11 protein-coding genes are annotated in these 13,027 nt (G+C 67.9%); 8 read left to right on the forward strand and 3 right to left on the reverse strand.

Going from position 1 to position 13,027, the window contains the following annotated elements; translation table 11 throughout:
* The first annotated feature begins 78 nt into the window (after nucleotides 1-78).
* Together C1O66_RS17015 and C1O66_RS17020 are read left to right on the forward strand one after the other, a co-directional pair.
* Nucleotides 79-1,806 carry an amidohydrolase gene (locus C1O66_RS17015; protein ID WP_102768972.1) on the forward strand — a complete coding sequence of 576 codons (1,728 nt, stop codon included), beginning with the start codon at nucleotides 79-81 and terminating at the stop codon, nucleotides 1,804-1,806.
* A 1-nt stretch (nucleotide 1,807) separates the two neighbouring features.
* Nucleotides 1,808-2,515, forward strand: coding sequence for an oxygenase MpaB family protein (locus C1O66_RS17020; RefSeq protein WP_102768973.1), 708 nt, complete (start codon nucleotides 1,808-1,810; stop codon nucleotides 2,513-2,515).
* A gap of 31 nt (nucleotides 2,516-2,546) precedes the next feature.
* On the opposite strand, the gene C1O66_RS17025 is transcribed toward C1O66_RS17020, so the two are convergent.
* The 3 genes from C1O66_RS17025 to C1O66_RS17035 all read right to left on the reverse strand — a co-directional run bounded on the left by C1O66_RS17025 (nucleotide 2,547) and on the right by C1O66_RS17035 (nucleotide 4,450).
* A complete protein-coding gene (locus C1O66_RS17025) occupies nucleotides 2,547-3,344 on the reverse strand; it encodes a substrate-binding periplasmic protein (protein WP_102768974.1) in 798 nt (265 codons plus the stop codon).
* Between the two features lie 123 nt (nucleotides 3,345-3,467).
* Nucleotides 3,468-3,872 carry a hypothetical protein gene (locus tag C1O66_RS17030; protein ID WP_102768975.1) on the reverse strand — a complete coding sequence of 135 codons (405 nt, stop codon included), beginning with the start codon at nucleotides 3,870-3,872 and terminating at the stop codon, nucleotides 3,468-3,470.
* A gap of 182 nt (nucleotides 3,873-4,054) precedes the next feature.
* The gene (locus C1O66_RS17035; RefSeq protein WP_165794657.1) at nucleotides 4,055-4,450 is read right to left on the reverse strand and encodes a TraR/DksA family transcriptional regulator; all 396 of its coding nucleotides are present in this window, start codon (nucleotides 4,448-4,450) and stop codon (nucleotides 4,055-4,057) included.
* 247 nt (nucleotides 4,451-4,697) lie between these two features.
* On the opposite strand from C1O66_RS17035, the gene C1O66_RS17040 reads away from it, so the two are divergent.
* From C1O66_RS17040 to dacB, 6 genes are all read left to right on the forward strand, one after another.
* Nucleotides 4,698-7,064 carry a YCF48-related protein gene (locus C1O66_RS17040; protein ID WP_102768977.1) on the forward strand — a complete coding sequence of 789 codons (2,367 nt, stop codon included), beginning with the start codon at nucleotides 4,698-4,700 and terminating at the stop codon, nucleotides 7,062-7,064.
* Between the two features lie 163 nt (nucleotides 7,065-7,227).
* Nucleotides 7,228-8,304, forward strand: a complete 1,077-nt coding sequence (queA, locus tag C1O66_RS17045; protein ID WP_102768978.1) for a tRNA preQ1(34) S-adenosylmethionine ribosyltransferase-isomerase QueA — start codon at nucleotides 7,228-7,230, stop codon at nucleotides 8,302-8,304.
* 159 nt (nucleotides 8,305-8,463) lie between these two features.
* On the forward strand, nucleotides 8,464-9,195 hold the full coding sequence (locus tag C1O66_RS17050; protein WP_165794658.1) for a substrate-binding periplasmic protein: 732 nt from the start codon (nucleotides 8,464-8,466) through the stop codon (nucleotides 9,193-9,195).
* 129 nt (nucleotides 9,196-9,324) lie between these two features.
* On the forward strand, nucleotides 9,325-10,518 hold the full coding sequence (locus C1O66_RS17055; protein ID WP_102768980.1) for an amino acid aminotransferase: 1,194 nt from the start codon (nucleotides 9,325-9,327) through the stop codon (nucleotides 10,516-10,518).
* Nucleotides 10,515-11,489, forward strand: coding sequence for an alpha/beta hydrolase (locus C1O66_RS17060; RefSeq protein ID WP_102768981.1), 975 nt, complete (start codon nucleotides 10,515-10,517; stop codon nucleotides 11,487-11,489). Before C1O66_RS17055 ends, C1O66_RS17060 begins: the two co-directional genes overlap by 4 nt.
* Before the next feature lie 6 nt (nucleotides 11,490-11,495).
* On the forward strand, nucleotides 11,496-13,013 hold the full coding sequence (gene dacB / locus C1O66_RS17065; RefSeq protein WP_102768982.1) for a D-alanyl-D-alanine carboxypeptidase/D-alanyl-D-alanine endopeptidase: 1,518 nt from the start codon (nucleotides 11,496-11,498) through the stop codon (nucleotides 13,011-13,013).
* Nucleotides 13,014-13,027: the final 14 nt, after the last annotated feature.

Here is a 13,027-nt window from a genome sequence, read left to right on the forward strand (position 1 = left end):
GGGCCGGGCTGGGGTCACGGCCTTCAAGTATTCTTGGCGCTTCCTCGGTTGGGGCATGCTGCCCCGGGAGCCTTGCCCATGCGTCCTGTCGATCTTCCGCGTGCTCTGGTCTTGAGCGCTTTGGCCTTCAGCCTGAATCTGCAGGCCGCAGCGCCGCTGCCGGCCGACACCATCTACCTGCACGGTGATGTGGTCACCATGAATGATGGCCAGCCCAGCGCCCAGGCCCTGGCCGTGCGTGCCGGCCGCATCCAGGCGGTGGGCAGCGAGGCCGAGGTGCGCGCCCTGCAAGGCGCCAAGACCCGGGTGGTGGACCTCAAGGGTCAGGCCTTGCTGCCGGGCTTTGTCGACGCCCATGGCCATGTCTCGCTGACGGGATTGCAGGCCGTGTCGGCCAATCTGCTGCCGCCGCCCGATGGCAAGGGCAGCAGCGTGGCCGCCATTCAGGGCCTGCTGCGCGATTACGCCAAGGGCCCGGTGGCGCGCAGTCACAAGATCATTCTTGGCTTCGGCTATGACGAGGCGCAGTTGAAAGAGCGCCGGGCGCCCACCCGCCAGGAGCTGGACGCGGTGTCCAAAGACTTGCCCGTGATCATCATTCATCAGAGCGGGCATCTGGGCGTACTCAACAGCAAGGCTTTGCAGCTGGCCGGCCTGAACGCGGAAACCAAGGACCCCGAAGGTGGCCACATCCAGCGCGAGGCCGATGGCAAGACGCCCAACGGCGTGCTGGAAGAAACCGCCTGGTTCAGTGCCGGCATGGGCCTGGTCCAGCCCTCGCCGCAGGACTATGCCGCCATGCTGCTGGAGGGCCAGAAGCTGTACGCCAAGTTCGGCTTCACCACCGGCCAGGACGGCCGCTCGGACGAGGCCAGCAACAAGACCTGGGTGGCGCTGTCGCAAGGCGGCAAGATGCTGATCGACCTGGTCTCCTACCCCGACATCACCTTGCCCTTCACTGCGGGCCTGATGGACCAGCCGGGCGGCTTTTGGGGCCGCGAGTACAAAGGCGGTTTCCGCATCGGCGGCGTCAAGCTGAGCCTCGATGGCTCGCCGCAGGGCAAGACGGCCTTCCTGACCCACCCTTATCACCACCCGCCGGCTGGCAAGGCCGACGACTACCGCGGCTACCCCGCGCTCAGCGATGAGGCCACCCAGCAGGCGGTGGATCAAGCCTATGCCAAGGGCTGGCAGCTGCTGGTGCACACCAATGGCGATGCGGCGTCCGACCAGATGCTGCGCGCCGTCGACGCAGCCACGGCCAAGTACGGCGCGGCCGACCGGCGCACGGTGATGATCCATGCCCAGACCGTGCGCGAGGACCAGCTGGACGCCATGAAGCGCCTGGCCGTGACGCCGAGTTTCTTCGGCATGCATGCCTACTACTGGGGCGATTGGCACCGCGACGAAACCCTGGGCCCGGTGCGCGGCGACCGCATCTCGCCGGCGCAATCGGCGCTGCGCCGCCAGATGATCTTCACCCAGCATCACGACGCGCCGGTGGCCTTCCCTGACGCCATCGCCATCCTCGACGCGGTGGTCAACCGCCGCACCCGCAGCGGCGACATCCTCGGCCCCGATCAGCGCCTGCCGGTCGAGGTGGCGCTCAAGTCCATCACCTTGTGGGCCGCCTGGCAGCATTTCGAGGAGGCGAGCAAGGGCTCGCTGGAGGTGGGCAAGCTGGCCGATCTGGTGGTGCTGTCCAAGAACCCGCTGACCGTGCCGCCGGCCCAGCTGCGCAGCATCCAGGTGCGCGAGACCATCAAGGCCGGCCGCAGCATCTACCGCGCGCCGGCGGCCCGCTGAGTTGCGCGCGGCTCGCCATTCCGAGGCAGCCACCGTCCAGGCGCTGTACTACGGCGCCCGGCGGCGCCGCATGTTCCGCATCGGCACCTATCTGGCCCTGATCCGGGCCATGGCGGTGGGCGAGCTGGTGCAGGTGTTCTACAGCCACAGCGAGCTGGTGCCGCGCACCCAAGCGCGCCTGGCCCGTACGCGCAACACCTTGCGCGAGCTGATCTGCCATGGCCTGGGTTCGCCGCAAGGCCAGGCGGCGCTGCAGCGCTTGCGCGCCGCCCATGCGCCGGTGCGGGCCGAAGCCGACGATTTCCGCTATGTGCTGGCGCTCTTCATGCTGGAGCCCCTGCGCTGGAACGCCGCCCACGGCGGCACGCCGCTGAGCGAGGCCGAGCAGACCCTGCTGCTGGATTTCTGGGCCCAGGTGGGCGAGGCCATGGGCATTCCCGAGGTCCGCCTGAGCCCGGCGCAGTGGCTGGACTTTCAGCAGCGTTACGAGGCGCGGCACTGGCGCTTCACGCCCGAGGGCCAGCGCCTGGCGTCCGCTTGTTTGCAGGAGGTGGTGACGCTGTCTTTGCCGCACGGCAGCCGGTCCTTGTTCCGGCAGCTGATGCGGGTCAGCATGGACCCGGCCTTGGCGGCGCTGCTGCAGCTGCCCGTCGCGGCAGGGCCGGTCGCCTGGGCCTTGCGCAGCTGGCTGCGCTGGACCACGCCCTGATCGGCCGAGCTGAGCCCGTCTGAATCGGGCGTTAGCTGAAGTAACGCTGGCGCAGCCGCGCGTAGCGGCCGTCGCGGCGCAGCTGATCGAGCGCCGCCTGCAGGGCGAGCACCACGCGATCGTCGCTGTCCGGATGCAGGCCGTACCAGTAGCTGCGGCGGGTGTCCAGCTCCAACACTGGGCGCAGGGTGCTGTAGTCCAGGCGCAGCTGCTTGAGGTGCCATGCGGCGGCCCAGTCGAGCAGCACGATCAGGTCCATGCGGCTGGCCAGCAGCTTGCGCAGATTGCTGCCGTCATCGAGCGCCAGCTCCAGCTCCTCGCCGGCGCGCAGGCCCTCGCTTTGTAGCTGGCGCGCGGCCGCCGATTCGCGCACCACGCCGACCTTGAGCCCGCGCAGCTGGGGCAGTTCGCGCAGGTCTTTCAAGTCCTTCAGGGCCGGAATGTCGCGGCGCTTGCTCAGGCTGTAGAGCATGATGCGGCGCTCGCTGATCGGGCCGACCCAGCGGTACTTGCCCTCGCGTTCGGGCAGGCGGGTCAGCGAGTAAAGAATGCTGTTGCTTTGTGCCGCGGCCGCTTGCACGGCACGCGGCCAGGGCTGGACCTGGATGTCCAGCTCCAGGCGTGCCTGAGCGGCCATCATGCGCAGGAGTTCGCTGCTGAAGCCGGCGGTCTGGCCCGCTTCGTCCTGGAAGTTCAGGGGCGGCAGGTGCTCGGTGAATGCTTGCAGAGGGGCTGAGGGCAGGGCGGCCATGGGCCGCGTCTGCGCGGCAGCGATGCCCAGGCCCAAGTAGACGCTCAGGCCGGCCAGCGTGCATTCACGACGGCGCATAGCGATCCAGCGGCAAAGCGAACAAGCGCCCCGAGGGGCGCAGCAACTGTCGACCCACGTCCCAGGCTCAATCAAGAAGAACTGCAAGGGCCGCAGTCTACGGTCGTCAGACCGCCGAGAAACTTACATCGGCGACGGCGTGCCGGCCATGCGGTCATATTTGACGAAGAACTGGCGCGCTTTAGCCACCAGCTGCGCTTCGGTCGGGTGGTCCACGGTTTCGTAGGCCACGATGTGCTTGGCGATCTGCGGGCGGTGCTTGTCGGCGTAGTGCTTGAAGTCGCTTTGTGCGGTGCTCGATCCGACCACCAGCACTTCCTCGATGCCCTTCAGCGCCTCGCAGACTTCACCAAAGAACTCATGCTCGCTGCGCACCGCGCTGCCGTGTTGCTTGGTGTGGTGGCTGTGGGCCTTGATCTTCTCGGCCTGCACATGCTCGGCGTCGAATTGCAGAACCTTGGCTTGCTGATGGTCGAGCCAGACGACGGCGTGGAAGGTGGTGGTGTGCGAGGTGGGTGTGGAGCTCATGCTTGCGGTCCTTGTGAATGAACGGGGTTTCGAGAAAAGAAAAGAAGGGGGTGAACAAAACGTCGAGCGGTACAGCGGTGCTTGCAGACCTTGGTGGCATTCCGGCGACCTGTCTGTCTGCTCGCGCACTGGGGGGGGCTGGTCGAGGCTGGTGGCCCTGGCGCAGCCGGGCATCCGCTGCTTCAGTGCAGATGGGGTTGCGCGCCTTCATGCTGGGCCTGGCACTGCAGGCAGCGCCGGCTGCTGGGGCTGGCCTGGAGGCGGGCGAACGCAATCGCCTCGCCGCAGTCCTGGCAAAGACCGAAGTCCTCGTGATCCAGGGCCCCCAGGGCGGCGATCAGCTCGCGCAGCGATTGCAGGGTCTGGTCGCTGCGCGCCAGATCGACTTCGCGGCTGGCATCCAGCGCCGGCTCACGCTGGCTGTTGCCATCGCCGTCCTGCAGCAAGGCTTCGCGCGCATGTTCGACCCGGCTCAGCGCGCCCAGCTGTTCGTCGAGTTCACGTTCCAGCTCGCGCTGCCGGCGCAGCAATTCCTCGCGCAGCTGTTGAATCTGGGTGGCGTTGAGGCGTGGCGTCATGGCGATCTCCTTGATGCCATCTTGGCAGCCTGGAGGCCGGCGGTGTTGACCTGGCTCAAGCCATGTGCAGGCGCCTGGCTTCGACCCCCGGGGCGGCCAGACTCCCCCAAAAGAGGGAGTCGCTGTGCGCATGGCATCTCGTACCATCGCGCCCGTTTGTAAAAAGTAGTAACGAGCCGAGGTGCGCGCGCGGGCCATCCGCTGCGGAGCCTTGTCAAGAACAACGACTCAACGAGGGAAACAATCCATGGTGAAACCATCTCGCATGGCCGAGCGCGTGACGCGCTGGGCTTTGGCGCCGGGCCTGGCGCTGGTGCTGACCGCCTGCGGTGGCGGTGGCAGTTCGGAACCCCCGGCGCCCCCGCCGGTGCCACCCACGCCGGTGCCCGAGACCTTGAGCATCACCGCCCCCACGGTCGGGGACATCGCCGAGCCCACCGCCTTCGGCAACAGCGCCGCCACAGTCAGCAAGCTTTCCTACAGCTGGGACTTCGGCGACGGCACGGCCGTCAGCACCGAGGCCGCGCCCAAGCACCAGTTTGCCAAGCCGGGCGACTATGAAGTGAAGCTGCGCGTCAGCAACGAGGCCGGCCAGTTCAAGGAAGTCAAGACCACCATCTCGGTCAACAACCAGGCGGCCGTGCGCGGCCTGGAGTGCACGGGCGCCCAGGAAACCGGCTGGTGCTGGCAGGCGCCGCGGCCGACCGGCCACGTGTACAAGTCGGTCACGTTCGCCAACGCCACCACCGGCTGGCGCGTGGGCGCATATGGCGAGATCTTCAAGACGGTCGATGCCGGCAAGAGCTGGACTCGCCAGCCCAGCGGCGTCAATGTCGATCTGTACGAAGTCGTGTTTGCCGATGACAAGACCGGCTGGGTCCGCGGGGCCAACAGCACCTTGCTGAGCACCACGGATGGCGGCAGCAGCTGGAAGCCTGCCGTGGCCCCATGGCAAGGTGACACTGATGTGCAGAGGCTTTCGGTTCTGCCCAAGGGCGGCTTGCTGTACAGCGACTACAACATCAACCACCTGAGCACCGACGCCGGCAAGAGCTGGACGTCCGGCAACGCCTACGGATTGGTGAGCACCGGTGGCGAAGCTTTCCTGAGCATCAACTCGGACACGGTGTCCCGCTACAGCAACCTCAAGGCCGCGCCGGTGGCGGTGCTGCAGTTGAAGGATGTGGATGGTTCCAGCCTGAACGGGTACAACAGCTCCATCAATGTGGTGGGCGAGAAGACCGTCCTGGTCCATGCCCGCGACTGGGGACGCTACGACTACACGACCTACAGGTACGTCTATCGTTCGGGCCTGTGGCGCAGCGACGATGCCGGCCAGACCTGGACGCGTCAGGCTGCCACCGGTCTCGAAAGTTCGACCGACTCGCTGCAGGTTCGGGCTCTGGATGCCAGTGCCACCAAGTTGATCGCACAGTCCGGCCTTCGTCTCTTCCGTTCCGAAGACGGTGGAGCCAGCTGGGCCGCCGCCACACCCGGCACGCTGTACTCGTTGCGCAATCTGACCGTTGTCGGATCGAAGGTGTACGCCATGATGGCCGGCGTTCCCATGGTCAGCGAGGACCTTGGCCGCAATTGGAAGTCGCTGTCGCTGCCTGCCAGCCTCAAGAACATCGGCCTCTACAACTCGACCGAGCTTCGTTTGGTGGGTGCGGCCTTGATGTTGATCGATGCGCAGCTGGGCTCTTACATCAGCCTCGATGAGGGTGTCACCTGGGAAGTGCTGCGCCCCGGTGACAGCAGTTCCAGCGGTTCGCCGCATTCGGTGGCCTTCCGCGATGCCAAGAATGGCGCCATGGTCAATGTCCGAGGCGAGCTGTATCTGAGCGCCGACGGCGGCAAGACCTGGAAGCTGAAACGCAACGACCTGGCCGCCAATTTCAATCCCTATGCCTACGGCCGTTTGCAGTTCACCAGCGCCAAGACCGGCTACCTGCTGAGTCTGGATCGCCGTCTCTACAAGACCACCGACGCGGGCGAGACCTGGAGCTCGAGTCTTGGAAGCACCCTGTGGTCGATCATGGCCTTCACGGATGACAGCAAGGGCTGGACCCGGTCCGATGACGGCAAGTTCTGGATCACGCGCGATGGCAGCAACAGTTTTGCGCCCATGGCCTCGCCCAGCTTCGCGCCCAACGATGTGCGCGTCGAAGGTGAGAGTGCCCTGATCGCGGTGGGGGCGAGCGGCGGCATTGCCCAGAGCAGCGATGGTGGCAAGACCTGGTCGCAGCGCTACACCGGTATTGGTGAGTCGCTGTACAAGATCTACACCTTGGACGCCAAGACCTACTGGGCCATCGGTGCCGCTGGCACCGTGCTGCGCTCCGACGACGCCGGCGTGAGCTGGACCAAGCAACTGGTGCCTGTGCCTTCGCAAGCCGGCCTGCTCGACATCCAGTTCCTGGATGCAAAGAACGGCTGGATCGTCGGTGAGCAAGGCACCATCCTGGTGACCCGCGACGGTGGCAAGACCTGGACCCCGCAGGCCTCGGGCACGCGCAAGTCGCTGTTCTCGGTGCAGATCTTGGACATCCGAACCGGCTGGATCGTCGGCGCCGAAGGCACCTTGCTGGCCACCGGATCGGGCGGCAACTGAGCTTGGATGGTTGAGCCGGCTCCACGGAGCTGAAGGCCGAGGCGCTGCAAGGCGCCTCGGCCTTTCTTGTTTCTGGAGGCCGCCTGCGGCTCGCCGCCACGGGCATGGGAAAATCTGCGACTTCCGCAGTCTTTGGCACGGGTCTGTCCGGCCCTCAAACCCCATGTCTTTTTCTTCTTCTTCGTCCTCCTCTTCCGTCACGCCCCAGTACACCGTCAGCGATTTCGATTTCGAACTGCCGCCCGAGCTGATCGCCCAGCATCCGGCGGCCGAGCGCAGCGGTTCGCGCCTGCTTGATGGCCGCAGCGATGTGCCGGTGGACCGCGTGTTTCGCGAGCTGCCCGATCTGCTCAACCCCGGCGACCTGCTGGTCTTCAACAACACCAAGGTGATCAAGGCCCGCATGTACGGCGCCAAGGCGACCGGTGGCTCGGTCGAGGCGCTGATCGAACGGGTGCTGCCCGGCACGCAGGAGGTCTGGGCCCATGTGCGGGCCAGCAAATCGCCCAAGCCGGGCAGCTGGATCCGCTTCAACGAAGCGTTTGATGCCGAGGTGCTGGGCCGCTGCGGCCCCGACGGCGGCATGTTCCATCTGCGCTTTCCCAGCGACCCCTTTGCCCTGCTGGAACAGCATGGCCATGTGCCGCTGCCGCCTTACATCGAGCATGCCGACGAGGCCGACGATGTGCGCCGCTACCAGACCGTGTTCGCCCGTGAGCCCGGCGCGGTGGCCGCGCCGACCGCCGCCCTGCATTTCGACGAAGCCCTGCTGGCCCGCATGAGCGAGCGCGGCATCGCCTCGGCCCATGTCACCTTGCACGTGGGCGCCGGCACCTTCCAGCCCGTGCGCGTCGAGCACTTGAGCGAGCACAAGATGCACAGCGAATGGTTCGAGGTGCCGGCTGAGACGGTGGCCGCCGTGGCCGCCTGCCGGGCCCGCGGCGGCCGGGTGGTGGCTGTGGGCACGACCACGCTGCGCGCGCTGGAGTCAGCCGCCCAGGGCGGCGAGCTGGTGGCCGGGGCGCGCGAGACCGAGATCTTCATCACGCCTGGCTTCCCCTTCCGCGTGGTCGACAGCCTGGTCACCAACTTCCACTTGCCCAAGAGCACCTTGATGATGCTGGTCAGCGCCTTGGCCGGCCATGGGCGGGTGATGGCGCTCTACCGCCACGCGATTGCGCAGCGCTACCGCTTCTTCAGCTACGGCGATGCCATGCTGCTGCAGCGCGCCGGCGACTGAGTGAATGACGGAATGAATTGAATGGTGTTCGGCCCGCGGGTGGCGGGCCGGCGTCTAAGATCCAGCTTCAGCGTGCTGCGAGCTGCAAGGAGGCTGTCGATGCGGGACCGCTCATGGGGCGATGCCAGCGCTTGCGGTTCACCGCGAGCATGTCGACGCGTGCTGCTCCAGCTGCTGGCCCTGGCCGGCCTGGGATTCGGCGGCGCCGGCGGGCGCGGTTTGCGGGCGCAGGAGTCCGCCTTGCGGGTGGTCGGCAGTGCCGACCCACCGTATCGGGTGTTCGGTGCGGACGGCCCTTCAGGCCTCTACTTTGATCTCATGCGCGAGGCGGCGAGGCGTCTGGCTTGGCCCGTGAGTTTCATCGAGGTGCCCTCGGCGCGGGCCTTCAAGATGATGGAAAACGGCGAGGCCGACCTCATGCTGGGGCCCTTGCTGACCCCCGAGCGCCAGCGGTTTCTGAGCTACACCCAGGTTCTTTTGCCAGCCGAGGACAAGGTGTTTTATGGCCGGCCGGATGCACCGCCCCTGCGCCGACTCGCGGATCTGGAAGGGCGAATGATCGCAGTCCACCGCGGCAAGCGCTATGGCGCAGCATTCGACGCGCTGCCGGGGCTGCGCTTGCAAGAGGTCAACGACTACCGCGTCGCGCTCGACATGGTGGCTCTGGGCCGCGTGGACCTGGCCGTGGTACCCGAACGCCAGGGCGACCCCCTGCTGCGTCAGCGGCGGCTGGACCTGCGCAAGCAGGCCCTGCGGCTGGAGGGCGAAACTGCCTACCTCGTGCTGTCGCGCCGTTCGCCTTGGCTGGCCCGCCAGGCGCAGTTGGAGCACGCATTTCAGGCCATGCGGGACGATGGCAGCTGGCAGCGTCTGGTGGCGGCCTATCGCTGAGCACCCCTGGGGGCGCGGCTGTGGACCGCGCAGACAATCACCTGCGGACGCTCGCCCGGTGCCGGTTTTGAGGCCAAGCCGGTCGATAATGCGGGGAGTCAGATTCTTCTCAGCTCGGAGCCTCCCACCATGTTCAAGCACGTTGACGCCTACGCCGGCGACCCCATCCTGAGCCTCAACGAGGCGTTCCAGAAGGACAGCCGCCCGGGCAAGATCAATCTGTCCATCGGCATCTATTTCGACGACGAAGGCCGCATCCCCATGCTGGATTCGGTCCGCAAGGCCGAGCTGGCCGTGGTGGCCGATGCCGGCGCCCGCCCCTACCTGCCGATGGAAGGCGCGGCCAATTTCCGCAACGCCGTGCAAGGCCTGCTCTTCGGTGAAAACCACCCGGCCCGCGCCGAAGGCCGCATCGTCACCATCCAGAGCGTGGGCTCCAGCGGTGGCCTCAAAGTCGGCGCTGATTTCATCAAGCGCTACTTCCCGGCCAGCGCCATCTATGTGTCCGACCCGACCTGGGACAACCACCGCGCGGTGTTCGAAGGCTCGGGCATCGAGGTCAAGACCTACCCGTACTACGACGCCGCCACCGGCGGCGTGCGCTTTGCGGACATGCTGGAATCCATCCGCGCCCTGCCGGCCAAGAGCGTGGTGCTGCTGCACGCCTGCTGCCACAACCCGACCGGCGTGGACCTGAGCCCCATGCAGTGGGACGAGCTGATCCCGGTGTTGAAAGAGCGCGAGCTGCTGCCCTTCCTGGACCTGGCCTACCAGGGCTATGGCGACGGCATCGACGAAGATGCCTTTGCCATCCGCGCCATGCTGGACGCCGGCCTGTCCTTCTTCGTCGCCAACAGCTTCTCCAAGAGCATGAGCCTGTACGGCGAGCGCTGCGGCGCATTGAGCGTGGTCTGCCCCGATGCGGCCCAGGCGGCCCTGGTGCTGGGTCAGATGAAGTTCATGATCCGCCGCAACTACTCGAACCCGCCGCTGCACGGTGGCCAGATCGTCGCCCGTGTGCTCAGCGACCCGCAGCTGCGCAGCCTCTGGGAAGGCGAAGTGACCGAGATGCGTGAGCGCATCCACGCCATGCGCAACGCTTTGTACGAGGTGCTGACGGCCAAGCTGCCGGGCCGCAACTTCGACTACTTCCTGACCCAGCGCGGCATGTTCAGCTACACCGGCCTGACCGCCGCCCAGGTGGACCGTCTGAAGGACGAGTTCGGCGTCTACCTGGTGCGCTCGGGCCGCATGTGCGTGGCTGGCCTGAACAACAAGAACGTCGAGGCCACGGCCAGTGCCATGGCCGCTGTGCTGGCTTGAAGTCCAAAGGCCCGGTCCTCTTTGTCGCTGCCCTGCTGGGCGCTGTGCTGCTGATGGGGCCGCGCAACGCCGACCAAGCCTGGTTGCCGCCGGACACGGTGGCGCCGCTGCCTTCGCAGCTGGACCAGCTCGACGCCCACCTGGCCGCTGCCGAGGCGCGCCTGGGCGACGTCACGCCGGGCGCCGAGAAGCACATCGTCTGGGGCCCGGCCGGCCGCCAGCGCGCGCCCTGGGTGGTGGTCTATCTGCATGGCTTCAGCGCCACGCGGCAAGAGCTGGCCCCGGTGCCCGAGCTGATCGCCAAGGAGCTGGGTGGCCATGTCTACTACGCCCGCCTGTCCGGCCACGGCCGCCCCGGCGCGGCCATGGGCCAGATGACGGTCAGCGAGTGGAAGGCCGACGCGCTGGAAGCCCTGGCCATTGGCCATCAGCTGGGCGAGCGTGTGCTGGTCATGGGCACCTCGACCGGCGCCACTTTGTCGGCCTGGCTGGCCTTGCGGCCCGAGGCCAAGGATGTGGCCGGCTGGGTCATGGTCTCGCCCAATTTCGGGCCCAAGAACGCCTGGGCCTCGGTCATCAACTGGCCCTGGGGCCGGGTGCTGGCCCGCTGGATCCACGGCGAAACCAGCCGCTGGACGCCCAACAGCCCGGCCAAGGCCCGCTACTGGACGCACGAGTACCCGACCTCGGCCCTGTTCCCCATGATGGCCCTGGTGGCCCGGGTGCGCGACAGCGCGCTCGAGAACGTCAAGGCGCCCTTGCTGATGATGCTCTCGCCGCGCGACCAGGTCATTGACGTGCAGGCCGCGCGCCAGGCTTTTGAGCGCTTCAGCCACCCGGGCAAGCGCCTGGTCGAGGTGGACTACAGCCAGAGCCCCAACCAGCATGTGCTGGCCGGTGACATCGAGTCGCCCCAGTCCAATGCGCCTATGGTGGCCCAGGTGCTGGAGTTTGTCCGCACGCTGAAGTGAAGTGACGTGAGCGGCTGCGCCCAGCTCCACCATCGGGCCGGCTGGCTGCTGAGCGCACTGCTGGCGCTGTGGGCGGCGTCGGCCCAGGCCGCCCCGGCTGCCCAGGCCACCACTGATGTGCCCGCCCCGGTGCAGGCTGCGCTCGATCAGGCCGGCCTGCCCGCCACGGCGCTGGGCGTGGTGGCCTACCCTTTGCCCGATGAAGGCGCGCGAACCGGCGGCAAGATGATGCACCGCCGCACAGCCGCCCTGCGCTGGCAGGCCGAGCAGGCGATGGCGCCCAGCTCATCCATCAAGATACTGACTGCCGTGGTCGCCCTCGACCGCCTGGGCGCCGGCACACGCGGCCGCACCGAGCTTTTGACCGAGGGCCCGCCCGATGCCGAGGGCCGCCTGGCCGGCCCGCTCTACCTGCGCGGCGGCGCCGATGCCCAGCTGGACTGGGGCGCCCTCTGGCTGATGCTGCGCCAGGCGCGCGAGCAGGGCGTGCGCGAGGTGCCGGCCGGCCTGGTGCTGGACCGCAGCCTGTTCCGCCCCGCGCGGCCCGAGCCCACGCTGCCGCCCTTCGACGAATACCCCGAGTCGGCCTACAACGTGGTGCCCGATGCTTTGCTGCTCAACGGCAATCTGATCGGCCTGAGCCTGGAGTCCGACAGCCAGACCCTGCGCGGACGCCTCAGCCCCGCCTGGCGCGGCCTGCAACTGGACCTCAGCGCCCTGGCCTGGAGCGAACGCCCCTGCGCCGACTGGGAGCTGGATTTCGGCCGCCCGCAGCTGCTGCCTGCACCCGAGGGCCAGGGCTGGCGGTTGCGCCTGCAGGGCAGTTTTCCGCGCCAGTGTCAGCAGCGCCAGGACATGAGCCTGGTCGACCGCCAGGCCCTCGTGCCCCTGGTGCTGCGCTCGCTCTGGGAAGAGCTGGGCGGCAGCCTGGGTCCGGCCGTGCAAGAGGCCGCCACGCCCGCGGGCGCGCAGCTGCTGGCCCAGCATCAGGACCGTCCGCTGGGCGAGCTGCTGCGCGGCGCGCTGAAAAGCTCGGACAACCCGCTGACCCGCCTGGTCTATCTGCGCCTCGGTGCCTCCGTCGCCCGCCCCGGCGAGGAGACCTTGGCTGCAGCGGACCGTGCGGTGCGCGAGTGGCTGGCCGAGCAAGGCTTGGACGCACAGGGCCTGGTGCTGGAGAACGGCTCCGGCCTGTCGCGGCGCGAGCGCATCCGGCCCGAGCTGCTGGCTGCCGTGCTGGCCCGCGCCGCCCGTCTGCCGCTGGCGCCCGAGCTGCAGAGCGGCCTGCCCCTGGCCGGGGTGGACGGCACCCTGCGCCGCCGCCTCAAGGCCAGCCCGGCCGCGGGCCGCGCCCGCCTCAAGACCGGCAGCTTGAATGAAGCCGTGGCCCTGGCCGGCTATGTGCCCGACCGCCAGGGCCGCCCCTGGGTGCTGGTGGCCTTTGTCAACCACGAGCAGGCCGGCCGCCGCGGCCGGCCGGTGCTGGACGCCGTGGCGGATTGGGTGGCGCGGCAATCGCCGTGAACCGTCGGCGGCCT

The organism is Paucibacter aquatile (assembly GCF_002885975.1).
GTDB lineage: Bacteria > Pseudomonadota > Gammaproteobacteria > Burkholderiales > Burkholderiaceae_C > Paucibacter_A > Paucibacter_A aquatilis.

Coding starts and splice junctions, on each gene's coding strand:
- C1O66_RS17015 (WP_102768972.1), top strand. CDS start 79: ATGCGTCCTGTCGATCTTCCGCGTGCTCTGGTCTTGAGCGCTTTGGCC.
- C1O66_RS17025 (WP_102768974.1), bottom strand. CDS start 3,344: ATGCGCCGTCGTGAATGCACGCTGGCCGGCCTGAGCGTCTACTTGGGC.
- C1O66_RS17030 (WP_102768975.1), bottom strand. CDS start 3,872: ATGAGCTCCACACCCACCTCGCACACCACCACCTTCCACGCCGTCGTC.
- C1O66_RS17035 (WP_165794657.1), bottom strand. CDS start 4,450: ATGACGCCACGCCTCAACGCCACCCAGATTCAACAGCTGCGCGAGGAA.
- C1O66_RS17040 (WP_102768977.1), top strand. CDS start 4,698: ATGGTGAAACCATCTCGCATGGCCGAGCGCGTGACGCGCTGGGCTTTG.
- queA (WP_102768978.1), top strand. CDS start 7,228: ATGTCTTTTTCTTCTTCTTCGTCCTCCTCTTCCGTCACGCCCCAGTAC.
- C1O66_RS17055 (WP_102768980.1), top strand. CDS start 9,325: ATGTTCAAGCACGTTGACGCCTACGCCGGCGACCCCATCCTGAGCCTC.